Origin of the sequence: Pseudomonas kulmbachensis, assembly GCF_963681935.1 — a bacterium.
Classification (GTDB): domain Bacteria; phylum Pseudomonadota; class Gammaproteobacteria; order Pseudomonadales; family Pseudomonadaceae; genus Aquipseudomonas; species Aquipseudomonas kulmbachensis.
Genome location: NZ_OY817088.1, coordinates 2,031,856 through 2,053,230, shown reverse-complemented (window position 1 = coordinate 2,053,230; position 21,375 = coordinate 2,031,856). Strand labels below are relative to the sequence as shown.

Annotated in this window: 22 protein-coding genes; 10 read left to right on the top strand and 12 right to left on the bottom strand. The window is 58.1% G+C overall.

Annotation, left to right across the window (positions count from 1 at the left end; translation table 11 throughout):
* Positions 1-18 precede the first annotated feature (18 nt).
* Positions 19-702, bottom strand: a complete 684-nt coding sequence (locus tag U5A05_RS09380) for a glycoside hydrolase family 19 protein (RefSeq protein WP_321836188.1) — start codon at positions 700-702, stop codon at positions 19-21.
* 173 nt (positions 703-875) lie between these two features.
* Positions 876-1,346, bottom strand: coding sequence for an Lrp/AsnC family transcriptional regulator (locus tag U5A05_RS09375; protein ID WP_321836187.1), 471 nt, complete (start codon positions 1,344-1,346; stop codon positions 876-878).
* 124 nt (positions 1,347-1,470) lie between these two features.
* Here U5A05_RS09375 and U5A05_RS09370 point away from each other — a divergent pair, with 124 nt between their 5' ends.
* The gene (locus U5A05_RS09370; protein ID WP_321836186.1) at positions 1,471-2,661 is read left to right on the top strand and encodes a methionine gamma-lyase; all 1,191 of its coding nucleotides are present in this window, start codon (positions 1,471-1,473) and stop codon (positions 2,659-2,661) included.
* A gap of 104 nt (positions 2,662-2,765) precedes the next feature.
* Here the strand turns inward: U5A05_RS09370 and U5A05_RS09365 are convergent, their stop codons facing one another.
* A complete protein-coding gene (locus U5A05_RS09365) occupies positions 2,766-3,182 on the bottom strand; it encodes a hypothetical protein (protein WP_321836185.1) in 417 nt (138 codons plus the stop codon).
* A 76-nt stretch (positions 3,183-3,258) separates the two neighbouring features.
* On the opposite strand from U5A05_RS09365, the gene U5A05_RS09360 reads away from it, so the two are divergent.
* A complete protein-coding gene (locus tag U5A05_RS09360; RefSeq protein ID WP_261741831.1) occupies positions 3,259-3,627 on the top strand; it encodes a MerR family transcriptional regulator in 369 nt (122 codons plus the stop codon).
* A gap of 246 nt (positions 3,628-3,873) precedes the next feature.
* Here U5A05_RS09360 and U5A05_RS09355 read toward each other — a convergent pair whose 3' ends face one another.
* Positions 3,874-4,794: a LysR family transcriptional regulator gene (locus tag U5A05_RS09355; protein ID WP_261741830.1), complete on the bottom strand. Its 921-nt coding sequence runs from the start codon at positions 4,792-4,794 to the stop codon at positions 3,874-3,876.
* Between the two features lie 307 nt (positions 4,795-5,101).
* Between U5A05_RS09355 and U5A05_RS09350 the strand changes: the two genes are divergently transcribed.
* From U5A05_RS09350 to pcp, 3 genes are read left to right on the top strand one after another with little or no spacing between them, the layout of a single operon-like run.
* A complete protein-coding gene (locus U5A05_RS09350) occupies positions 5,102-5,833 on the top strand; it encodes a DUF969 domain-containing protein (RefSeq protein ID WP_261741829.1) in 732 nt (243 codons plus the stop codon).
* Positions 5,830-6,780 carry a DUF979 domain-containing protein gene (locus U5A05_RS09345; protein WP_261741828.1) on the top strand — a complete coding sequence of 317 codons (951 nt, stop codon included), beginning with the start codon at positions 5,830-5,832 and terminating at the stop codon, positions 6,778-6,780. Before U5A05_RS09350 ends, U5A05_RS09345 begins: the two co-directional genes overlap by 4 nt.
* A gap of 7 nt (positions 6,781-6,787) precedes the next feature.
* A complete protein-coding gene (gene pcp / locus U5A05_RS09340; protein WP_321836184.1) occupies positions 6,788-7,426 on the top strand; it encodes a pyroglutamyl-peptidase I in 639 nt (212 codons plus the stop codon).
* A 24-nt stretch (positions 7,427-7,450) separates the two neighbouring features.
* On the opposite strand, the gene U5A05_RS09335 is transcribed toward pcp, so the two are convergent.
* Entirely contained in the window at positions 7,451-8,656 is a 1,206-nt protein-coding gene (locus tag U5A05_RS09335; RefSeq protein WP_321836183.1) for an MFS transporter, read from the bottom strand.
* A 116-nt stretch (positions 8,657-8,772) separates the two neighbouring features.
* Here U5A05_RS09335 and U5A05_RS09330 point away from each other — a divergent pair, with 116 nt between their 5' ends.
* The 3 genes from U5A05_RS09330 (at position 8,773) to U5A05_RS09320 (ending at position 12,749) form a co-directional block, all read left to right on the top strand.
* Positions 8,773-9,384, top strand: coding sequence for a TetR/AcrR family transcriptional regulator (locus U5A05_RS09330; protein WP_261741825.1), 612 nt, complete (start codon positions 8,773-8,775; stop codon positions 9,382-9,384).
* Positions 9,385-9,496: 112 nt separating this feature from the next.
* Positions 9,497-11,053 carry a UxaA family hydrolase gene (locus tag U5A05_RS09325; RefSeq protein ID WP_321836182.1) on the top strand — a complete coding sequence of 519 codons (1,557 nt, stop codon included), beginning with the start codon at positions 9,497-9,499 and terminating at the stop codon, positions 11,051-11,053.
* A 109-nt stretch (positions 11,054-11,162) separates the two neighbouring features.
* On the top strand, positions 11,163-12,749 hold the full coding sequence (locus U5A05_RS09320) for an aldehyde dehydrogenase (NADP(+)) (RefSeq protein ID WP_261741823.1): 1,587 nt from the start codon (positions 11,163-11,165) through the stop codon (positions 12,747-12,749).
* Between the two features lie 187 nt (positions 12,750-12,936).
* On the opposite strand, the gene U5A05_RS09315 is transcribed toward U5A05_RS09320, so the two are convergent.
* From U5A05_RS09315 to U5A05_RS09300, 4 genes are all read right to left on the bottom strand, one after another.
* Positions 12,937-13,995, bottom strand: a complete 1,059-nt coding sequence (locus tag U5A05_RS09315; protein ID WP_261741822.1) for a linear amide C-N hydrolase — start codon at positions 13,993-13,995, stop codon at positions 12,937-12,939.
* Between the two features lie 20 nt (positions 13,996-14,015).
* Positions 14,016-14,696 carry a hypothetical protein gene (locus U5A05_RS09310; RefSeq protein ID WP_261741821.1) on the bottom strand — a complete coding sequence of 227 codons (681 nt, stop codon included), beginning with the start codon at positions 14,694-14,696 and terminating at the stop codon, positions 14,016-14,018.
* 250 nt (positions 14,697-14,946) lie between these two features.
* Positions 14,947-16,293: a glutamine synthetase family protein gene (locus U5A05_RS09305; protein ID WP_321836181.1), complete on the bottom strand. Its 1,347-nt coding sequence runs from the start codon at positions 16,291-16,293 to the stop codon at positions 14,947-14,949.
* 22 nt (positions 16,294-16,315) lie between these two features.
* Complete coding sequence (locus U5A05_RS09300) at positions 16,316-16,873, bottom strand: helix-turn-helix domain-containing protein (protein ID WP_261741819.1); 558 nt, start codon at positions 16,871-16,873, stop codon at positions 16,316-16,318.
* A gap of 182 nt (positions 16,874-17,055) precedes the next feature.
* On the opposite strand from U5A05_RS09300, the gene U5A05_RS09295 reads away from it, so the two are divergent.
* Positions 17,056-17,643, top strand: coding sequence for a LysE family translocator (locus U5A05_RS09295; protein WP_261742407.1), 588 nt, complete (start codon positions 17,056-17,058; stop codon positions 17,641-17,643).
* On the opposite strand, the gene U5A05_RS09290 is transcribed toward U5A05_RS09295, so the two are convergent.
* Together U5A05_RS09290 and U5A05_RS09285 are read right to left on the bottom strand one after the other, a co-directional pair.
* A complete protein-coding gene (locus U5A05_RS09290) occupies positions 17,640-18,491 on the bottom strand; it encodes an AraC family transcriptional regulator (protein ID WP_321836496.1) in 852 nt (283 codons plus the stop codon). The genes U5A05_RS09295 and U5A05_RS09290 overlap by 4 nt on opposite strands.
* A 91-nt stretch (positions 18,492-18,582) precedes the next feature.
* A complete protein-coding gene (locus U5A05_RS09285) occupies positions 18,583-19,365 on the bottom strand; it encodes an SDR family NAD(P)-dependent oxidoreductase (protein ID WP_321836180.1) in 783 nt (260 codons plus the stop codon).
* 163 nt (positions 19,366-19,528) lie between these two features.
* Here U5A05_RS09285 and U5A05_RS09280 point away from each other — a divergent pair, with 163 nt between their 5' ends.
* Positions 19,529-20,107: a TetR/AcrR family transcriptional regulator gene (locus U5A05_RS09280; RefSeq protein ID WP_261741817.1), complete on the top strand. Its 579-nt coding sequence runs from the start codon at positions 19,529-19,531 to the stop codon at positions 20,105-20,107.
* A 123-nt stretch (positions 20,108-20,230) separates the two neighbouring features.
* Here the strand turns inward: U5A05_RS09280 and U5A05_RS09275 are convergent, their stop codons facing one another.
* Positions 20,231-21,370, bottom strand: a complete 1,140-nt coding sequence (locus tag U5A05_RS09275; RefSeq protein WP_261741816.1) for an alginate O-acetyltransferase AlgX-related protein — start codon at positions 21,368-21,370, stop codon at positions 20,231-20,233.
* Between the last annotated feature and the right edge of the window lie 5 nt (positions 21,371-21,375).

The window sequence follows — 21,375 nt, the reverse complement described above, 5'->3', positions numbered from 1 at the left end:
TGACTGAAATAAAATCTGTCAGGCCGCCTGTAACAAGTCCAGGGCCTGCCGGTAAAGAGCCAATCGATGCGGCTGGCCATTAAGGCCGCCGTTAATTGCTTTTGTAACGCGCTCAAAGTCGTCGCCGTCTGCCAGAGCATTTACATTGCGCGAGTTCCAATACCAGCCTGCCGATTCAACTGCCCAGTGCCACTCCTGCAATTGTTGTGGGGCGTCCAGTAATCGTTCATCGCCGAACAGTCCAAGACTGCATTGTTGATAGTTGCTTTTACCGGTTACCTGGATCAGCCCTCTGCCACGATACCGCCAGCCATCTCCCGAAGCCTCGGAGCCATTGCCCAGGCGGTCACTGTAAACCCGGTTGGCGATTGCTTCAGGCCTGCGATGCAGCTTCTGCGCGTCACCATTGGGCAGGCGCCGTGCTCGCCCCCCGTCCATCACTGTGAGGTATTGGCCGGCCGAGTTTTTCTGCGCAAAACGTGAACCCCACGTCGCGGCCAGGCCGTCAGCGCTGTAATTGAGGCTTTCGACAAGAACACTAAAACCTGCACTTTCATGCCCGACCTGAGCTAAAAAAGCGGCCATGCGCTTGGGAGTATTGATCAGCCGCTGGCGGGTCATTGCCTGCACAAAAGGCATATACACATCGACAAACGCAGCGCTTTTTGGAAAAAGCTGCAACATGATTTTACGGGTCAACATGGTTATTTACTCTTAATAAACGAAATTAAAAGTGAACCATTTAAAACCTTTACCGCCTGCCAAATAACTACTAAAAGACCAGGACTACATCTTTAACAGAACACTCTTACAGCCCTATAACATGGCGGATATAAAGTTCGCATACTTCACAACTTGACAGTGCATAGCCGCCCTCAACCGATGACGGGAACCACTCGCCGCGGCTTGACCGATTTATACGAAAAACTCGAATAAATCTCCTTGACCGCAGGCAAGACTTGCAGGACCTCTCGGGCAAATTCGCCGAAGGACTCCAGATCTTTGGCCACTACTTCCAACAAAAAATCATAACGCCCCGAAACGTTGTGACAGGCAATGATTTCAGGGATTTCCAATAAGCGCTGCTCAAATTTCCTGGCCACTTCCTGAGAGTGCGACTCCATCATCACACTGACAAAAGCCGTGACTCCGTAGCCCAACTCCTTGGGCGAAAGAACAGCCTGATAGCCCGTAATAATCCCGCTCTCTTCCAGTATTTTTACCCGCCGCCAACACGGTGAGGTCGTCAGTGAAACGCTCTCGGCCAACTCAGCGACGGTGAGTCGGGCATTACCTTGCAGTGCAGCGAGAAGGGCTTTATCAGTTCGATCCAGAGCAGTTGGCATAATGTGCCTCTAAAAAACGCTGTGACTTGGTTTTGTTCTAATACACTTAGTATTTACAGGCAAATTTGGAATTTTTCACGTCTATTTAAAGCATAGCATTGTAGGAAATATCGGAGAGTTCAGCATGAACGATAAACATAACAACTTCGGCTTTTCTACCCGCGCAATACATTACGGTTACAACGCACTGGAGAACCACGGTGCACTGATACCGCCCATTTACCTGACTTCTACCTTTGCCTTTGCATCGGTCGAGTACGGCGCAGCCTGTTTTGCCGGGGAACAGAGCGGGCATTTCTATACCCGCATCTCCAACCCGACCCTGGCGCTGTTGGAAAGTCGTATGGCGGCGCTGGAAAACGGCGAAGCAGGTGTAGCCTTCAGTTCCGGCATGGGTGCGATTGCCGCGACCTTCTGGACCCTGCTCAGACCCGGCGACGAAATCATCGTCAGCCGCACATTGTATGGCTGCACCTTCGCCCTGTTGCATCACGGCATCGGTGAGTTCGGGGTTGTGGTCAAGCACGTGGACATGTCCAACCTGACCGAACTGCAAGCCGCTATCAGCCCGGCAACGCGGATGATCTACTTCGAAACACCGGCCAATCCAAACATGCAATTGGTGGACATCGCAGCCGTCTCAGACATTGCCCACAAGCACAGCGACATAATCGTGGTGATCGATAACACCTACTGCACCCCGTATTTACAACGCCCTCTGGAAATGGGCGCCGATGTGGTGGTGCATTCGGCCACCAAGTACCTGAGCGGGCATAGCGATATCACCGCCGGCATGGTGGTCACCCGCCAAATCCTGGCAGACCGGATTCGCCTGCAAGGCCTGAAGGATCTGACCGGTGCAGTGCTTTCGCCGCAGGATGCCCACCTGTTGATGCGCGGCATCAAGACCCTGGCATTGCGCATGGATCGCCATTGCAGCAGCGCCCAGGTCATCGCGCAAATGTTGCAGGATCATCCCGCAGTAGAATGGGTTGCCTACCCCGGTCTTCCCTCCTTCCCACAATACGAACTGGCCTCCAGGCAGATGAAGCTGCCGGGAGGCATGATTGCCTTTGAACTCAAAGGCGGTCTGGCTGCAGGCCAGCGCTTTATGAATGCCCTGCAACTGTTCAGTCGTGCGGTGAGCCTGGGAGGCGCCGAGTCACTGGCACAACACCCGGCGAGCATGACCCACTCCACCTACACCCTGGAGGAACGCGCACGGCACGGCATCAGCGAGGGTCTGGTGCGATTGGCTGTGGGGCTTGAGGACATTGCCGATTTGCTGGCGGATATAGAGCAGGCGCTGCATTGAAAGCTGGTAGCCGCTGCCGCAGGCTGCGATAAGGGCCGCAGGACCTTCTCTTGTAATCTTGAGAGCGGGACCGCTATACCGCCCATCGCAACCTGCGGCAGCGGCTACAGGATGTCGGGTTGGTGTGGGGCCCGCACAGGCAACAACTGTGCAATACCGAACACGATCTCCATCGCCGTAACCAGCAGAATCAGGTAACTGGCCCCCTGGCTCACCGCATACACCTGCCACACCGCAAAAAACACTCTGGCCAATGCATCGTACCGGCCGACCCGCTGGCTGGCATGACGTACCCGCCATAACGACCACACCACTACGACACTACCCAGCAAGTTAGCCAGCATCATTTGCGTAGCATCCAAGGCTGGAAACACTCGCTCAAGCCCTAGTTGCGCAGACCAGCCTGCGAGCACACTCAGCAGCAGCGCCGCCGTCCAGGGCGTCATTAGCGCAGAAGTAACAATCAAGTCATACCAGGCACTGGCACGGACAATTTTCAGGTTCGTTCTTGAGTCGATCATTGCATTACCTCACTATCGAAAACGCCAGGCTAAACCCTGGACCTAAGTCCAGAGTCAACACTCGTGAGGGAACACCATGAAGATTGGCCAGATCGCCGGATTGACCGGAACCAGCCCGGATGCCTTGCGCTTTTACGAGGAGAAAGGATTGATTGGCTCAACCCGCAGCGCCAACGGCTATCGCTGCTACACACCTGAAACGGTGCAATTGGTCGGGTACATCAAAATGGCGCAACAGTTGGGTTTTTCGTTGGCCGAGATCGGCGAAAACCTGCCAATGTTGTGGACTGCCACAGAAGAACCCGTGGCGCTGCTGGCAGAGATTTTTGCCCAAAAACTACAGATTCTTGATCAGCGCATCGCACAGATGCAGCAACTTAGAAGTGTCCTGGCCGAGCGGGCAAAACTGGTTTGCCCACTGGCGCTGGCAAAGGCTGCGCATTAACCCGGCGGAATCGTCGCCAAAATACCGATGCCGATGGTCAGCACCAAAAAGCCGCCCAAAAACCAAGCCATCTTGTTCATCAATTTTCCCCATCAAACGTTCGTAATAAAACAGGCGCAGAACATCAGCCGACCACTCGCGAGCGCTGCTGTGTACTCACGTCCTCGTCTGTCTCGAAAGGTTGACGGGAATTTTGCACCGCAAACTGCACACATAACAGTCGCAGATAACGCGAAAAAATACGGATCAGTTACCCGGAAGCACAAAGTGCTCAGGCACAACATTGCGCTGGTACTCGGCGACCACGCACTGGCTCAGGCTGACCACTGCTTCGTTCAACTCAAGCCCTGCCCCTGCGCGCCAACTGGCATACACGGCAAAACCCGGTGCAGTTTCGATCGGTACGGCGATCATCGCCCCGCTCTGCAGTTCACGGCTGACCAGCACAGGCGGCAAGGCGCCGATGCCGAACCCGTCGGCCACCAGCTTGATGATGGCCGCCACTGAGTTGATGCAACTGATGCGCGGCGTGGCAATGCCCTGCTGGTGCAAGAAATTGAGCATGTCCTGGTGCGGCCGGGATAGCCGTGAGAAAGTCAGCAGCCGCTCCTGGCAAAGGTCTGCCAGGCTCTCGTAGCGACGGTCCAGTGCCGCGTCCCTGGCGACGATCCAGCTCAGGGGGTAACTGGCCAGTTGCACATTGCGCACGCCTTCGGCGCGCAACAAATCTGTCTGGAAGATCAAATCCAGCTGACCTTTAAGCAATTGTTCATTGAGATTAAGCGCGGTATCGGCCGTCAGTTCGACTTCGACCTGAGGATAGTCGCGGCTCAGCGCACTGATTAGATCGCCCAGCCAACTGTGAATGACGGTGTCCATTACCCCGATGCGCAAACGCCCGGAAAATCTGTCCGCCTGCCCCAGTGACTGCAGCAAACGCTGCTGAGTAGCGAGCATCTCCTCGGCGTAGCCCAGCACTTGATGGCCTTCACGGGTCAGGTTCACCCCGCGTGAATCGCGCTGGAACAATTGCACGCCAAGCTCGGTTTCGAGGACTGAAATGCGACTCGAAATAGCCGCTTGGGTGCTTGATAGCTTTTCGGCGGTCAGTCGAAAGCTGCCAAGACGCGCCACCCAGACGAATGTAAGAAGAAATCGCATATTCATGTGCAGGACGCCTCAGCCAATCAAAACCAGGTGATCACTGTAAACCCTTGCCGCAGCCTCCGGCCAGTCGGCTTAAGTCGGTGATTGATAAAACTTTTTTGTTCAGCGGTGACAACTTTTATTGACTGGACGCACAACCTAAAGCCACCAAACATATCGAGCAATGACACCCATAGGTCGTCAAAAATAAAAAAACACGCTGAGTCCGGCAGCGTACCGATTTTTCGAAAGTGTGCCTGACCGCTTTCGACTTGCTCACACCAGCCTGCCCTGGTGCTGCGGCAATCAGCTAAGGGATTTCCCCCTCATGCAAACCGTCGTAAATCTATGGCCCCTGATTGGCGTGTTCGTCATCATCATTGGCTTTGTACTGCGCTTCAATCCGCTACTGGTGGTCAGCGCGGCAGCCATCGTCACCGGCCTTGCAGCCAACTTCCCGCTGGAAAAAATCATCAGCGAAATGGGTGAAGGTTTTCTGCAAACCCGCGCCCTGCAATTAATTCTGCTATTGCCCTTGGCCGTAATCGGCCTGCTGGAACGCCACGGTCTGCGCCTGCACGCACAAAACTGGATCGCCGGCTTTCAACGCGCCACCGTCGGGCGCCTGCTGATCATGTATCTGTTTGTGCGCGAGACCACCGCCGCAGTGGGGCTGACCAGCCTGGGCGGTCACCCGCAAATGGTCCGCCCGCTGCTGGCACCGATGGCCGAGGGAGCTGCCGAAAACAAGTACGGCAAACTGCCTGCCCCGGTCCGCCAGAAAGTCCTGGCCATGTGCGCGGCCACCGACAACATCGGTCTGTTCTTTGGTGAAGACGTGTTTGTGGCCTTTGGTGCAATCGCCTTGATGCACACCTTCCTGCTCGGTTCCGGGCTTGATGTCGAGCCGCTGCATATCGCCTTCTGGGGCATTCCGACTGCCATTTGCGCCTTTATCGTGCATGCACTGCGCCTGTATCGCTTCGACCTGATGCTGTCTCGCAGCATGGCCGAAGTCGCCCAGGAACAAGCTGACGCAGCCCAGGAGCTGGCACGATGATTATTTCCATTGAGTATTTCTACTGGTTGGCTGGCGTTCTGTTGCTGATCACCGCGGGCATGATTGTGAGCGACCGCACCCACCCGAAACGCTGGACCAGCGGCTTGTTCTGGGCGCTGTTCGCCCTGGTGTTTCTGATTGGTGATCGTCTGTCGCCGTTTGTGGTCGGTGTTGGTGTGCTGGTCATGGCCGGTATCGCGGGCATCGGCGGTGTTGGCCGTGGCGCCCACGCCGAGTTGCATATCAAGGCTGCCCGGGCCAGTGCTGGCCGCCTGGGCCACAAGCTGTTTATCCCGGCGCTGTCGATTCCGCTGGTGACGGTGATCGGCTCCATCCTGCTGAAGAACACCCAGATCGGTGGCGTACCGCTGCTCGACCCAAAGAACACCACGTTTGTGTCTCTGGGGATCGGCTGCATGGTAGCCCTGGTGCTGGCGTGCATCCTGACCCGCGACACACCGTTGCAAGGGTTACGCGAGTCACGCCGCCTGACCGAAGCGCTGGGCTGGACCATGGTGTTGCCGCAAATGCTGGCGATGCTTGGCCTGCTGTTCAACGACGCCGGGGTCGGCGCCGCCGTGGCTCACATCACCACCGCGTACATCAACATGGACTATCGCCTGGTCGCAGTGATGGTCTATGTGCTGGGCATGGCTCTGTTTACCGTGATCATGGGTAACGGCTTTGCCGCCTTCCCGGTGATGACCGGCGGGGTCGGCGTACCGGTACTGGTGGGGATCTACGATGCAAACCCGGCGGTCATGGCGGCAATCGGCATGTTCTCCGGCTACTGCGGCACGCTGATGACGCCGATGGCGGCCAACTTCAACATCGTGCCCGTTGCCTTGCTGGAGCTGCCGGACAAATACGCCGTGATCAAGGCCCAAATGCCCACGGCACTGATCATGCTGGTGGTCAATATCGTGCTTCTTTACGTCATGATGTGAGGTCAATATGCGTACTGTGCTGCTGACCGGTTTCGAACCGTTCGACCAAGACACCGTGAACCCGTCCTGGGAGGCCGTGCGCCCTCTGGACGGCACCTTTCAGGGCGATGTGCGGATCGTCGCCCGCCAGTTGCCGTGTGTGTTTGCCCAGGCACCGGAACGGCTGTCGCAGCTACTGGAGGAGTTCGAGCCAGAGCTGGTGATCGCGGTCGGGCTGGGCCCCGGCCGCACAGACATGTGCATCGAGCGGGTAGCCATCAACCTCAACGACGCCCGCATCCCCGACAACCTAGGCGACCAGCCGATCGACACCCCTGTCGTGGCCCAGGGCCCTGCGGCTTATTTCAGTACCTTGCCGATCAAGGCCATGGTGCGCGCGATAAAAGCTGCCGGCATTCCCGCTTCGGTGTCACACACCGCTGGGACCTTTGTCTGCAATCAGGTGTTCTATTACCTGCAGCATGCTTTGGCCGGGTCCGCAGTCCGCGGTGGTTTTATTCACGTCCCGCCACTGCCGCAACAGGCGGCGCTGTGTGGCGGGCCGTCCATGGCACTGGGCACTGTGATTGAAGGGCTGCGCATCGCCGTGATCACGGCACTGAATACCGAACACGATGTGCTGGAAAGCGGCGGGCAGATCAGTTGAGCCCACAGCGCCAGCTATAGGCAGTCAATGCCCGACAACCGCTGCACCTGCTTGTCTGTGCCCATGGGGAAAACCGTGGGTACGGGCGCTGAACACGATCCATAGCCCGACCAGCAACAGTACCAGCAACACCCAGGGGAAAACGCCAACCCCTACTTGATCGAGCAGTACCCCGCCGGTTAATGCCCCGGCGGCAATGGCGCTGTTCCAGACCACCACATTCATCGACAGCGCAACATCAGCGCCCTCCCCGGCAGCATCGGCCAAGGCTGTCTGCAACAGTGTCGCGGCGCCGCCGAAGGACAGCCCCCAAACAAAAATACCGGCGTAGACAACAGCAACCGACCGGGAGAAAAAACCGAACAGCAGCGAGATCGCGGCAAATGTCGCCAGGCTCGCCAAAACGGAGTTGCGCAGATGCCGATCCACCAGCCGTCCGGTTAGCCAGATCCCCACCAGTGCTGCCAGCCCGAACACCAACAACACGATATCGACCTTATTGCCCAACCCCGCTGATGCCACAAAAGGCGCGATGTAGGTGTAAAGCATGTTGTGCGCCAGCATCCAGGTCAGCACCACCGCGAGCACAGAACGCACTCCCGGCGTCAGCAGCACCTGGCGCAAGCCAATACGCTCAGAGGCCGCCTGCCCCGGATAATCGGGCACCTTGACCACGACCCAGACCATCAGCACCAAGGTCAATGCCGACATCAAACCAAATGCCGTACGCCAACCCACCAGCGCCCCCAGCCAGGTGCCCAGCGGCACCCCGAGCGACAGTGCAATCGGAGTGCCCACCATCGCGACTGCCATGGCTCGACCCTGCAAATGCGGTGCAACCATGCGCCGTGCATAACCTGCCAGCAGGCTCCAGGCCAAACCGGCCGAAGCACCGGCAAAAAACCGTGCAATCAGGGTCGCGCCATAGTCCGAAGACCACGCGGTAATCGAGTTGAACAACAGAAAACCGACAATCGTCAGCAGCAACACATTGCGCCGCCGCCAGCCCTGGGTTGCGATGGTCAGCGGAATGGCCGCCAGGAGAGAACCCAGCGCATAGACCGTGACCATTTGCCCTGCCAGTGCCGAAGACACGTCAAGCCCTTGGCTGATTTGCGGTAACAGGCCAGCGGGCAAGGTCTCGGTGACGATGCAGATAAAACCGGTCATGGCCAGCGCCAGCAGCGCGCCCATGGGTAATCGTTCAGTGGTGTTTTGCTCTGGCGCCATGGGGCCCTGCCTTGTGTAGTTATGTATCGATAGGTACAAATGTAGAGTGACGGGAAATATTGGTCAACGACTTTTGTATCGACTAGTATTTATGTCTCGTAACGCAGGAGACTGAAATGGCACAAATGGGACGCCCGCGTACTTTCGACCGGGATGCGGCAATCACACAGGCCATGCACCTGTTTTGGGAGCAAGGCTATGATTCAACCTCGCTGAGCCAGCTCAAGGCCAATATTGGCTCAGGCATTAGCGCACCCAGCTTCTATGCGGCTTTCGGCTCCAAGGAGGCTTTATTCAAGGAAGTGATGGAGCGCTATCTCAATAGCCACGGCAAGGCCACCGAGAGTTTGTTCGACACCCGGCTGCCACCGCGTCAGGCTATCGAACTGACATTGCGCGGGTCAGCCAAAATGCAATGCGAACCGGGTCATCCACGAGGTTGCCTGGTGACGTTGGGGTTGATGAGTGCCAGCTCTGCCCAGACCCTGGCCATTTGTGCCCCGCTGGTGGAAGCCCGAGTGCGCAGCCGGGCCGCGTTTATTGCCTGCGTCGAGCGCGGCATAGCGGCGGGTGAACTCTCTGAGCAGACCGACCCCACGACGTTGGCCGCCGTATTTGAGTGCTTTTTGCTGGGGCTGACCCCGCTCGCCCGGGATGGCGTGCCCCATGCCGTACTGGATGCAGCGGTCACTCAGGTGATGAGCGCTTGGGACGCAGCGCGAACCTGAGGAATACCCCACGGTTATCGCCCAATCAACATTCGTCATTGGGCAGGCCTCCCGACAAAAACTACAGTGGGCGCCAGAAGGGTCTTGAAGGCTCGCCATTGAGATAACTGCGGTGCAACTCATAACTACAACAGGCAGCGAAAACGTTGCCAATGCCGTGATCCGACTCAACCCGCTGGACGATGTACTGATCGCCCGCCAGCCCATACCCCAAGGCCTGATGCTGCAAGCCGACGCGCTGGTGGCGCTGGATGCAATCCCGGCCGGGCACAAGATCGCGACCCACGACGTGGAAATCGGCCAGCCGCTGCGCCGCTATGGCCAGATCATTGGCTTCGCCAGCCAATCGATCAGAGCCGGTGAACATGTGCATGTGCACAACCTGGCAATGGGTGATTTTACTCGCGACTACGCCTTTGGCGTGGACTCACGCGGTCGCGCTCAGCAGACCCATGACACCTTTATGGGCATCGTGCGCCCAGATGGCCGGGTCGCTACCCGCAACTATGTGGGCATCCTGACTTCAGTGAATTGCTCCGCCACCGTGGCCAAGGCCATCGCCGATCATTTTCGCCGCGACATCAACCCCCAGGCCCTGATTGACTACCCCAATGTCGATGGCGTTGTAGCGCTGACCCACAGCTTTGGCTGTGCGGTTGACCCGAACGGTGAGGCCTTGGCGATGTTGCGCCGCACCCTGGGCGGTTATGCCATGCATCCCAACTTTGCGTGTGTGCTGATGATCGGCCTGGGCTGCGAAACCAATCAGATTGCTGACTTGCTGACCGCGCAAGGACTGGAGGCAGGCGAGTTACTGCGCACCTTCACCATTCAGGGCACTGGCGGCACATCAAAAACCATCGCCAGCGGTATCACCCAGATCAAATCTCTGCTGGCCGAAGCCAACCGCGTGCAACGCCAGCCCGTCAGCGCTGAACACTTGATTATCGGCCTGCAGTGCGGCGGCTCGGACGGTTACTCGGGTATCACCGCCAACCCGGCGCTGGGCAACGCAGTTGATCGACTGGTGGCTGCGGGCGGCACCGCGATTTTGTCGGAAACTCCGGAGATCTATGGCGCCGAGCACTTGCTGACACGCCGCGCGGTGAGCCGCGAAGTCGGCGAGAAGCTGATCAAGCGCATCCACTGGTGGGAGGACTATTGCAAACGCATGAACGCAGAGCTGAACAACAACCCGTCGGCGGGCAACAAGGCCGGAGGCTTGACCACCATCCTGGAAAAATCCCTCGGGGCGGTGGCCAAGGCGGGTTCCAGCGATTTGGTCGAGGTTTATGAATATGCCGAAACGGTCCGCGCCCATGGTTTGGTGTTTATGGATACGCCGGGGTATGACCCGGTTTCAGCCACCGGGCAAGTTGCCGGTGGTGCCAATCTGATCGCCTTCACCACGGGCCGAGGGTCGGCCTATGGCTGCGCGCCCTCGCCCTCGATCAAGCTGGCGACCAATACGTACCTGTGGAAAACCCAGGAAGAAGACATGGACGTCAACTGCGGCGCGATTGCCGATGGCGGCACGACCATCGAAGAACGCGGCGAATACATCTACCGCATGATGCTGCGGATCGCGTCTGGCGAGCGCAGTAAAAGTGAACAGCACGGGTACGGCCAGAACGAGTTCGTGCCGTGGCAGATCGGGGCGATCACCTGACTTTTTGTAGCCCTTGAAACCAATGTGGCCGCTGCTGCAGGAACGAGGCTGCTGCTACGCAATCTCGCTCGCCAGCGATTACAGGCACTTTATCTAAAAGGAAATTCATATGACCCACATCACCGGCCACAACTTTATTGGCGGCCAGCGCAGCGGTGCCGGAACCGTTCAGCTGCAAAGCGTGGATGCCAGTACCGGCGAGGCGCTGCCCTACCATTTTATCCAGGCCACCGAAGCCGAAGTTAATGCTGCGGTCAGCGCCGCCAACACCGCCTTCCCTGCCTTTCGCAACTTACCAGCCGTTCGACGGGCTGAATTCCTGGAAGCCATCGCCGAAGAAATCGACGCGCTGGGTGACGACTTCGTTGCCATCGTCTGTCGTGAAACCGCCTTGCCACCTGCTCGTATCCAGGGTGAACGCGGACGCACCAGCGGGCAAATGCGCCTGTTTGCCAACGTACTGCGTCGCGGTGATTTTTACGGTGCACGCATCGATCAGGCGCTGCCCGATCGCCAGCCACTGCCACGAGCGGATTTGCGTCAGTGCCGTATCGGCGTGGGGCCGGTAGCCGTGTTTGGTGCCAGTAACTTTCCTCTGGCGTTTTCCACCGCTGGCGGCGATACCGCCTCGGCACTCGCCGCCGGTTGCCCAGTGGTATTCAAGGCTCACAGCGGGCATATGGCAACGGCTGAGCGGGTAGCCCTCGCCATAGTGCGCGCCGCCGAGCGCACCAGCATGCCTGCTGGTGTGTTCAATATGATCTACGGCGCGGGCGTGGGCGCTACGCTGGTCAAGCATCCGGCGATTCAAGCGGTCGGTTTTACCGGTTCCTTATCGGGAGGCCGTGCCCTGTGTGACATGGCCGCTGCAAGGCCGCAGCCAATCCCGGTGTTTGCCGAGATGTCGAGCATCAACCCGGTACTGGTATTACCCCAGGCACTGCTTGTACGCGGCGAGCAGATTGCCCGGGAATTGGGCAGTTCAGTGATGCTGGGGGCCGGGCAGTTCTGCACCAGCCCTGGTCTGGTGCTGGGTATCCGTTCTCCTGAGTTCAGCGCCTTTGTCGCAGCACTCGGCGACTTTTTCAGCGACCAAGCACCGCAAACGCTGCTCAATGCCGGGGGACTGGTCAGTTACAGCAAAGGCATCGAGCGCCTGGCGAGCATCGAGGGTATTCACCATCTGGCAGGCGCGCCGCAACAAGGCAAGCAGGCCAGCCCGCAATTGTTCCAGGCCGATGCCAGCCTGCTGATCGGTGGCGCTGAAGTGTTACAGGAAGAAGTGTTCGGGCCTACGACCCTCGTGGTCGAAGTCGCGGATCAGGCGCAGTTGCTCCTGGCACTGCAGAGCCTGCATGGTCAACTGACTGCGACAATGATTGCCGAGCCCGCAGACTTGCAAGCGTTCGCCGAGGTGGTCCCGGTACTTGAGCGCAAGGCCGGCCGCCTGTTGCTCAACGGCTACCCAACTGGTGTCGAGGTGTGTGACGCGATGGTACATGGCGGGCCGTATCCGGCGACGTCCGATGCCCGTGGCACCTCGGTGGGAACACTGGCCATCGACCGCTTCCTGCGCCCAGTGTGCTACCAGAACTATCCCGACAGCCTGCTGCCAGATGCGCTGAAAGACGCCAACCCGCTTGGTATCCAGCGCTTGGTCAACGGTACGCACAGCCGCAACCCGCTGGATCACTGATCGGCGGCAAGGAGCAGACGTTTTAATTACACAGCACTTGTAGTCGCTGCCGAGGTACGAGGCTGCGATCGATTGCGAAGCGATCGCAAATCCTCTGTAGCGGGTTTAGCTGGCAAAGCGAAGAGCCTGTTTTTACGACTGCTGCGCAGCCGATCGCGGCCTCGTACCTCGTCAGCGGCTACAAATATTACGCACCTTCAAACTTGAACGCAGGGGTGACCTGAAAGCGGCTTGAGACCTCGCCGGAATAAATCGTGCTTTGGTCCGGGCCCAGGTCCAGCTTTTTAACGGTGCCTGTGCCCTTTGAAAAATCGATCTTGTTCAAGTCCACCCAAAACGTGTTGGGGGTGATCGCCGACTCGAAGAAGTACAGCCCCTGCTTGTGATCGATCACCGAGCGCCAGCGGGTCGAAGATATGTTCGGCTCGCCGGGAGTGGTGATGCCGTACGGCACCGAGACGTTGCGAATCACGCTGAATACACTGGCCAGCGACAAACGTGCGTCCTGGTTTTTTGGCACGGCATTGACATAGAAAGACGCACGGGCAAATCGATCTGCCGAGCGATTGGTTCCGGGCAGCATCACCGTGCCGCCAATGGATTGCCAATACGCATTCATCGCCAACTGCGCATCAAATGCGGGTGAGTTGGTCATGACCTGATAGCTGCGATCATGGTGAATAACCTGCTTGCCATCAATAAATTCGATGATGGCACTGTCGCCTGAAGCATCAGACATCGACAGGTGCAACGTCGCCAGGCGACTTTCCCCCGGTACCTGGGCGGTTACTACCGTAAAGGGCTCGGTCTTGAGTACCGCGACCGCCTCGGCAACGCTGCTGAAGTTATCCAGAACATACTGCGCCCAGGCTGCAATGCTCAGCCCGGGTTTGTCTTTATTGACCGGTGGATATTCGGACTCCACCAGCCATAACAGGTTGGCGGACAACCCGGCTTCGTTGACCCCGTCGGTGGTTGAAATGTCATAGCCGGTGGCAATTACACTGCCGTATTTTGACGTCCACTTGACCGACCCTGGCCCCACTTCACCAGTACGCTGCATGCCCTGGGGGAAGATCCATAAATTGGTTGCCACGTCAGTTTTCCAGTCCATGGACCGCGCGGTGATCACCGTGTCGTTGTCACCCAGATAAACCAGGCGGGTGCAGGCATTGGCAGCAGGCAACGCAAGCATAAAGCCGGTCAGTGCCAACGCCAGATGTCGGGTGTGTTTGAGCAGTTGCATTCCCTTGTCTCCTCTGCAGATCAGAAGCGCATGGACAGGCCAAGCACCGGTCCGCGCTGGGTCACGTCATATTTGAACTTGTTGCCGGTAAAGTCGGTGGTCTGGTAGTTCTGCGCCAGCACTCGATAGCCGACACGAATGATCGTGGGGTGATCCGCCAAGTACATCCGGTAGCCCAGATAAGTCTGGGCGTTCCAGGTCTTCTTGGAAGCCGTATCCATCCCGCCGGTATCGGCTTCACCAGAGAGCGTCCAGCGATCGGTCAGGTCAGCCTGCATGCGCAAGCCCACGAACGGGTCTGTCCACTCGGTTTCTTTCTTGGTGCTGAAACCAACAGAGTTGACCTCCAGCTTGGTCGACAGCTTGGTCCAGCGCACACCGACCGTGGGCTCGACGCGCCAGGTGCGCGGTTCGCCAAAAATCGTGGCGCCCCCCAGCTCATACTCATAGACACGGTAATACACGCCAGCGGCAAGGGTGGTCTGGGTGATCGCCAGCCCTACCTTGCGCCCATACACTCTTTCTGACTGGTCGGTTTTCGCGTACACCCCATCAACATAAAAACCCAGCGTGCGATTGGTCAGCTCCAGATTGCCCATAAACACGGAACTCAGATTATTCAAGACTTCCGAGAACGGGACATCGACTTTGGTATTGACCCCGCCCAGCGCCGCCTGCCCGCTCATTGACGGAGCCCACACAAATGGGCTCGCCAACAATAGCCAATCCGAATCGCTGGTACTGCTTGTTACTGGCGGCTCAGCCCCATGCGCCACCTGCATGAATAACAACAGCGGCAAGGCCGCTGACGCAGATCTGACAGTCTGATTTCTCATCGCCCTGATTAACCAATTCCTTATTTGATCTGTAGGTATAGCAGGTATCGCCTGAAAATCTGCTGTCGGACGCGATCATTGCGCGAGCCCAAAAAACTGCTTTGCGGGATGACTTTTACAAAAACCAGCGGTATTCCCGAGCACTGATTTCTTGCATAAAGGCCAGGTGGTCCTGGCGTTTGTTCTCACAGTAAACGTCTACAAATTCGGCACCCAAGCCTTCACGCAGGTGCGGTTGATGCTGCATGGTCCGCACTGCTTCAAGCATTTCCAGCGGGAAAGGAATACCGCTGTTGCGGTCTTCATTGAGTGGCAGGATCGGTTCTTTACCTGCTTCAAGACCATGCTCCAACCCGACCAGAATCGCTGCCAATACCAGATACGGATTGGCATCGGCGCCTGCCAGGCGATACTCGACCCGCAGGTTTTTGGCGTCCGACTCAGGAATCCGTAAACAGGCATCCCGGTCTTCATAGCCCCAACTTGCCTGGTTGGCGATATTGGTCGTGCCACCCAGACGCCGGAATGCGTTCTGGTTCGGGGCAAAAACCGGCATGCTCGCGGGCAGGAGTTCCAGACACCCCGCGATGGCGTGACGCAGCGGTTGCTGCTGCCTGGCGGCCAACAGGTTGTTGCCCTCAGTGTCGTACAGACTGACGTGTACATGCATGCCACTACCCGGATGCTGCAGGTAAGGCTTGGCCATAAAGCTGGCGCGATAGCCGTGCTTGAGGGCAACCCCGCGGGTGCTGCGACAGAACAGAGCCGCCCAGTCCGCTGCACGCAAACCATCAGCGAGATGGCCAAAATTGATTTCGAACTGGCCCGGGCCAAGTTCGGCCGTAATCACGGTCGCATCGATCCCCTGGGCCTGCGCCGCGTCGACCATTTCATCGAGCACAGGAGCGAAGCGCGACAACCGCTCGATATGCATATTGGGCTGGTCGTCGGCATCGTCACTTAAATGATCACGGGGGAACTGCGGCAAGCCATCGCGCAGTTGCTTGTCGAACAAGTAAAACTCCAGTTCGAACGCCACCACCGGGTGAATACCCTTGCGAGCCAACCGGGCAAGTACTTGGGCAAGTACTTCGCGGGGTTCGAAAACAATCGGCTTTTCGGTGCCGTCCGAGGTAATCAGCATCTGGCCCAGCGGTTTGCTTTCCCACGTCACTGGTTTGAGCGTACCCGCCACCAAACGCCGCACGGCATCCGGGTCACCGTCGTTAAAGCAGTAATCACCAATTTTGAACAGCCCGCCCTGTACGCCCAATAACACGCAGTTTTGCGGCAACTTGAGCACACTGCCCGCGGCCACTTTTTCCAGCATGTCGATGGGGTAACGCTTGCCGTAAAAATGCCCCGGGATATCCAAGCAAATCAGGTCGACATAACGTACCTCGGGGTTACGTTGGCGAAAGGCACGCACTTCGGCCAGCAGATCAGAGCACGCAGCATCCATCTCGAAACTTCCTTTATTGTTATCAGGTGTAGACCCACAGAACTCGCGTGAGCTGTGATGTCAGGTTGGCGTAACGACAGCGGGTGTGGCTGTCAAACTGAAAGCTGTCACCGGCGTTCAAGGTGGCGGGCTCATCGTCATCACCCAGCCACAGGGTCAGTTGGCCTTCGATCACATAACCGCCCTGCTCCGAGCTGTCCGTCATGTGCCGTTCCCCGCTGCTGGCACCCGCTTCGAGCAGGCTTTCGAGCATGGAGAACGAAGCGCGGATTTTCGGCGAGACCAGAATGTCGGTAATTCCGTTGCCCAGGTACAGCGTGCGACGCTCATCCGGGCGGGTCACCCAAGGCAGTTGCTTGGGCTTGGGCAGGCTGTAGAAGTAGGTGGTCGGTACGCCCAGGGTTTCGCTGATCGCGGTCAGGTCGGCCACCGTTGGCTGTGACAAGCCGCGTTCGACCTGCGACAGAAAACCCACCGAACGACCGATTTTGTCGGCCAGTTCCTTAAGCGTGTATTTCTTGTGCTTGCGCAGGTCGTGGATAAGGATCGCCAACGCAGCGATCTCTTCTTGCTTGTTCATCCCGGGCCGCCATGAAATTTATATAATTTAATTTCATGAAAAAATACATCTTAATTTTCACGTACGCAAGGTCATTGATCGGGCTGGACCCAACCACATCATCAAAGGGGAGTTTTGTTCAATACGCCAAGGTGCGCGCCCAATAACCTCGAGACACAACCATAAAGCGGAGCACAGTAACGATGAGCGTGTTGATTTCGATGGCGGCGTTCGCCCTGGCTGCATCTATCTCACCGGGGCCGGTTAATGTCGTGGCCCTGAGTTCCGGCATGCAATTTGGCCTGGGCCCCAGCCTGCGCCATGTTTTGGGGGCAACGGTCGGTTTTGTGGTGTTGTTGCTGTTTACCGGCTTCGGTCTGCATGAAGTGCTTAAACAGTGGCCGATACTGACCGATCTGATTCGCTGGGCCGGGATGGCATTTCTGCTTTATCTGGCTTGGAAGCTGGCGCTGGATAACGGTCGAATTGACTTTGAAGGTGGCACGCAGCAACCCTCTTTCATCAATGGTGCGGCAATGCAATGGCTCAATCCCAAGGCTTGGTTGGCGGCTGTCGCGGGGATGGGCGCCTTCGTTTCCGGGGGCGAGGCCACCCTGATCTGGTCGTTCGCGCTGATCTATTTTGTGGTCTGTTACCTGTCCGTGGCCTGCTGGGCCTACACCGGAGCGTTCCTGAGCCGTTACCTGCACAGCGCAAAGCGCATCCGCCTGTTCAACCGCTGCATGGCGGCCATGTTGGCGGGCTGTGCGGTGTCGTTACTGTGGTTTTAAGTCTTGTACTGACCAGGCGTGGCCGCAAGGTGCTTTTTAAATACCCGCTGGAAATGCGCCTGGTCGGCAAAGCCGGTCTGCTGCGCGATGTCGGCAATCAACGCACCTTCGCGCAACTGCGTTTGCGCGTGTTGAATCCGTCGGTTGATCAGGTAGGCGTGGGGCGTCATATGGTAACGCTGCTCGAAAGCACGAATCAGATAGGCCTCTGACAGGCTGGCCGCAGCACAGATGTCCTGCAACCGGATCGTGCGCAAAAAATGCTCGTCGATGTATTCGGCGGCGCGCTCGACCCGCACATTGGCGGGCTTGCGCAATGCAACAGAGCGGCCCAGCTCCTGCTGCATCGACGAGAAAAACAGGACCGCCGCTTCATGCTTGGCCAGAACGTCCCGATGCGGGTCGACCAGTTGCGCGTAAAGACCGGTCAGGCCATTGAACAATGCAGCAGATTGCGTATGGGTGGCCGCGACGGGCTGAAACACCTCGCTGGCCTCCTCAGCAAAACCTTGCTCAATACCTGCCAACCACTGCGCATCGACATACAGCATCACGTATGACCAAGGCTGATCGTCGAGCGGATTGCAGGCGTGAACATCGCCAGGGTTCATCAACACCACCGTGCCTGCGCTGATGCTGTGACAGGTTTTTTCATGCAGGTAGTTGCAGCAACCGGAGGTGATCGCCCCGATGGAAAAAATCTCGTGAGAGTGCCGGGCATAACAGACTTTGCGGCCATCGGCGATTGAGCGCGCTTCGATAAAAGGCAGCTGCGCATCCCGCCAGAACCGCGGTGTTGCGCAGCTGGGATCGATGGTAGCGGGGTTTGTCTGAGTGCTTGCAGGCATGGTATCGAGACCGTGAAGAACATGGGCCACGATGGATTTCATGGCCTTGTTTGCTCACCAGACTAGCACCAAATGCTCCCGTTTCGATGCATCACAGACGATAGCGTTCGGCTGCATGGGCCTGCCTGATGTCAGCAAGCAGCGCCTGGCGCGTAGTCTGAAGTGTGTCCCAACGAGCGGCGTCCTGCAGTGGCGGGATGGTCACAAGCTCACGTCGGTCGAAGCCGATCAGCGCTGCATCGACCAGTTCGCCCACGTCCATCACCTCGGCCAGGGTATTGATATCGATACCCGCCCGTTCCCAGATTTCGGTACGGGTTGCAGCAGGCAGGACCGCCTGAACATAAACGCCCTTGGCGGATAGTTCCAGACTTAACCCCTGGGACAGAAACAGCACGAAAGCCTTGCTCGCACCGTAAACCGTCATGCCGAACTCCGGTGCCAGACCAACCACCGAACCGATATTGACGATAGCCCCCTCACCGGCCAGGACGAGCCGCGGCGCAATTGCGCTGGCGAGGCGCGTCAACGCTGTGGTGTTAAGCGTAATAAGGTCTGAAAGACTCTGCGCGGTCTGCTCCAGAAAACTCCCGGCCTGGGCCACGCCCGCATTGTTGATCAGAATCCCTATCGTCGCGTCCTCGCGCAGACGTGCCTCCACAGCTTCCAGATCACGGGTACAGGTCAGGTCTGCCTGAACAACATCGACGGCCACACCGTGCTCCTGGCGCAAGTGTGCCGCCAGGGTTTGCAGCCGCGTATTGTCGCGGGCAACCAGTACCAGATCGTGGCCACGACGGGCGAAACGCTCGGCGTAAGTAGCACCAATGCCGCTGGAAGCACCAGTGATGAGAACAGATGATTGAGTAGTCATGAAGGAGCGCTCTGAAGAAGAATCAAGCCGCGGGATACGGCATATCGGTCAACCAGTCGTTATGATGATGAGCGTAATCTTAATCGTCAAGGGTTTTGATTATGATCAACATCCATGTATATTGAGCTTCTGACAGTCAGTGGTTTGAACGAGGTATTGCACGATGAGGGTCACCAAGGCACAGGCCCAGGCGAACCGGGCGCACATTATCGAGACGGCATCGAAGCTGTTTCGCGAGCGTGGCTATGATGGGGTCGGGGTGGCGGACCTGATGGCGGCTGCCGGTTTCACCCATGGCGGGTTCTACAAGCACTTTGGCTCCAAGGCCGACTTGATGGCGCAAGCTGCCGCGTGCGGGCTAGCACAATCGTTGGAAAACAGCGCCGGCCAGAGTATTGCCGGGTTCTTTGATCATTACCTGTCCCGCCAACACCGTGATGCCCCGGGAACGGGTTGCACCATGGCGGCCTTGTGCGGTGATGCTGCGCGTCAGCCTGAAGCGGTCAAGGCAAGCTTTGCCCAAGGACTCGAGAACATGCTGGCGGCCATTGAGCAGGCGGGTCTCTCATTGAACGGCGTGGAGCCACAGGACATGCGGGCCAAGCTGATCGATAGCATGGCCCATGCCATCGGTGCGATTGTACTGTCGCGTGCCTGCCCGGATGACTCGCCGCTGGCGGATGAGATTATCGAGGTTTGCCGTAAAGAGATTCTTGGGTCCTTGGCCGACAACGATCGGTAGTCGCTGCTCAGCCAGGACAAGAAATGTCGTAGCAACTCTTCAAGTGTGGGAGCGAGCCTGCTCGCTCCCACGCTTTCTTTGACCTGGAACAGAGTATCTACGGTCTTGTGCACATGCTGCGATCTACAAGGGCTTGATCACTTCACTGTAAGGCGTCTGCAAGTCGCGCTCGGGGATTTCCCAAATCACCAGCTTGGGCGGTGTCTGCTTGAAAGCCGAATTGCTGAAGTAGCCATTGGCGCCACCCGAGAACTCGCCACCGTCCTTGGCGAAGTCACCAATCGATGCGCCAAGGGCTTGTTGCAGGAATCCGGCAAAGTTGGAATTGCGTGAAAACGAAGTTCCGATCAGTGCAACGTTGGGCAGGTTGGCGTCACCGAACAAGTCATCAAGGTTGTCGGTATCGCTTTGCGCCGTGTTGGCCTTGGCGCTGGTGCGGCTCGTCGCCACCGATTCCGCAGCGGGCTGCCAGCTCAACGGCAGCCACTCCAGACCCGCCAGGCGCACCAGATCACCCGGACGCCGCTGCGCGGCTTGCTCCATGCTCTCGAATTCCCTGGCTGGCGTGGCGCTGATGCCCATCGCCTGGACCCGCCGGGCAATCGCCTTGGCCGCCGCAGAGGCACCTGCTTCGCTCCAGTGAGTGTCGGTCCGCAGGTACGCATCGGCACCAATGGGCTGCAGCACCGGCGCCAGATCAACAGCCTGGACCCCTGCCTGGTTCAACTCATCGACCCAGCTCACTACGCGGTTTTGCAACTGCTGCGGGCGCCGTAAGTCGCACAGCTGCGCACTGGCGATCCGACTCTTGTCCGGCACCACGGCCACCAGCAACGATATACCGCGCCTGGCCAACTGCTGCTGAATGTCGCGCACCACCGCAGCCTTGGCCTCGGCATTGGCCTGGGCGTGACGGTTAATCCGCATTTCATCGGTCAGGAACAGCCAACCGGCACACCCCGGCCGTACCCGAGCTCCCGTGTCGTGAAACGCCAGCCAGCTCGCACCGCGCTCCAGGTCCGCCGCCCCTTCTGGTACACCAGCCTTGGACAGTTGCTTGGCAAGCTTGTGTGTCACCTCACCATGCAGGACCGCATCGCGGGTTAGGTCAGGCGGCAGGATCTCGACCTTGCCGCTGAGTAACAGCCAGACAGCCGAGGCGAAACTGGCCGCAAGAAACACGACAAATACCCAGCCACCAAGTTTGCTGACTCGGATGGTGAACTCGGTCGGTACAGCCGGTTTGGGTGATGAAGAAGACATGGGCG

Coding starts and splice junctions, on each gene's coding strand:
- U5A05_RS09370 (WP_321836186.1), top strand. CDS start 1,471: ATGAACGATAAACATAACAACTTCGGCTTTTCTACCCGCGCAATACAT.
- U5A05_RS09350 (WP_261741829.1), top strand. CDS start 5,102: ATGCAAACCGTCGTAAATCTATGGCCCCTGATTGGCGTGTTCGTCATC.
- U5A05_RS09300 (WP_261741819.1), bottom strand. CDS start 16,873: ATGAACAAGCAAGAAGAGATCGCTGCGTTGGCGATCCTTATCCACGAC.
- U5A05_RS09275 (WP_261741816.1), bottom strand. CDS start 21,370: ATGTCTTCTTCATCACCCAAACCGGCTGTACCGACCGAGTTCACCATC.
- U5A05_RS09375 (WP_321836187.1), bottom strand. CDS start 1,346: ATGCCAACTGCTCTGGATCGAACTGATAAAGCCCTTCTCGCTGCACTG.
- U5A05_RS09360 (WP_261741831.1), top strand. CDS start 3,259: ATGAAGATTGGCCAGATCGCCGGATTGACCGGAACCAGCCCGGATGCC.
- pcp (WP_321836184.1), top strand. CDS start 6,788: ATGCGTACTGTGCTGCTGACCGGTTTCGAACCGTTCGACCAAGACACC.
- U5A05_RS09330 (WP_261741825.1), top strand. CDS start 8,773: ATGGCACAAATGGGACGCCCGCGTACTTTCGACCGGGATGCGGCAATC.
- U5A05_RS09305 (WP_321836181.1), bottom strand. CDS start 16,293: ATGGATGCTGCGTGCTCTGATCTGCTGGCCGAAGTGCGTGCCTTTCGC.
- U5A05_RS09345 (WP_261741828.1), top strand. CDS start 5,830: ATGATTATTTCCATTGAGTATTTCTACTGGTTGGCTGGCGTTCTGTTG.
- U5A05_RS09365 (WP_321836185.1), bottom strand. CDS start 3,182: ATGATCGACTCAAGAACGAACCTGAAAATTGTCCGTGCCAGTGCCTGG.
- U5A05_RS09285 (WP_321836180.1), bottom strand. CDS start 19,365: ATGACTACTCAATCATCTGTTCTCATCACTGGTGCTTCCAGCGGCATT.
- U5A05_RS09290 (WP_321836496.1), bottom strand. CDS start 18,491: ATGCCTGCAAGCACTCAGACAAACCCCGCTACCATCGATCCCAGCTGC.
- U5A05_RS09295 (WP_261742407.1), top strand. CDS start 17,056: ATGAGCGTGTTGATTTCGATGGCGGCGTTCGCCCTGGCTGCATCTATC.
- U5A05_RS09380 (WP_321836188.1), bottom strand. CDS start 702: ATGTTGACCCGTAAAATCATGTTGCAGCTTTTTCCAAAAAGCGCTGCG.
- U5A05_RS09280 (WP_261741817.1), top strand. CDS start 19,529: ATGAGGGTCACCAAGGCACAGGCCCAGGCGAACCGGGCGCACATTATC.
- U5A05_RS09320 (WP_261741823.1), top strand. CDS start 11,163: ATGACCCACATCACCGGCCACAACTTTATTGGCGGCCAGCGCAGCGGT.
- U5A05_RS09315 (WP_261741822.1), bottom strand. CDS start 13,995: ATGCAACTGCTCAAACACACCCGACATCTGGCGTTGGCACTGACCGGC.
- U5A05_RS09335 (WP_321836183.1), bottom strand. CDS start 8,656: ATGGCGCCAGAGCAAAACACCACTGAACGATTACCCATGGGCGCGCTG.
- U5A05_RS09355 (WP_261741830.1), bottom strand. CDS start 4,794: ATGAATATGCGATTTCTTCTTACATTCGTCTGGGTGGCGCGTCTTGGC.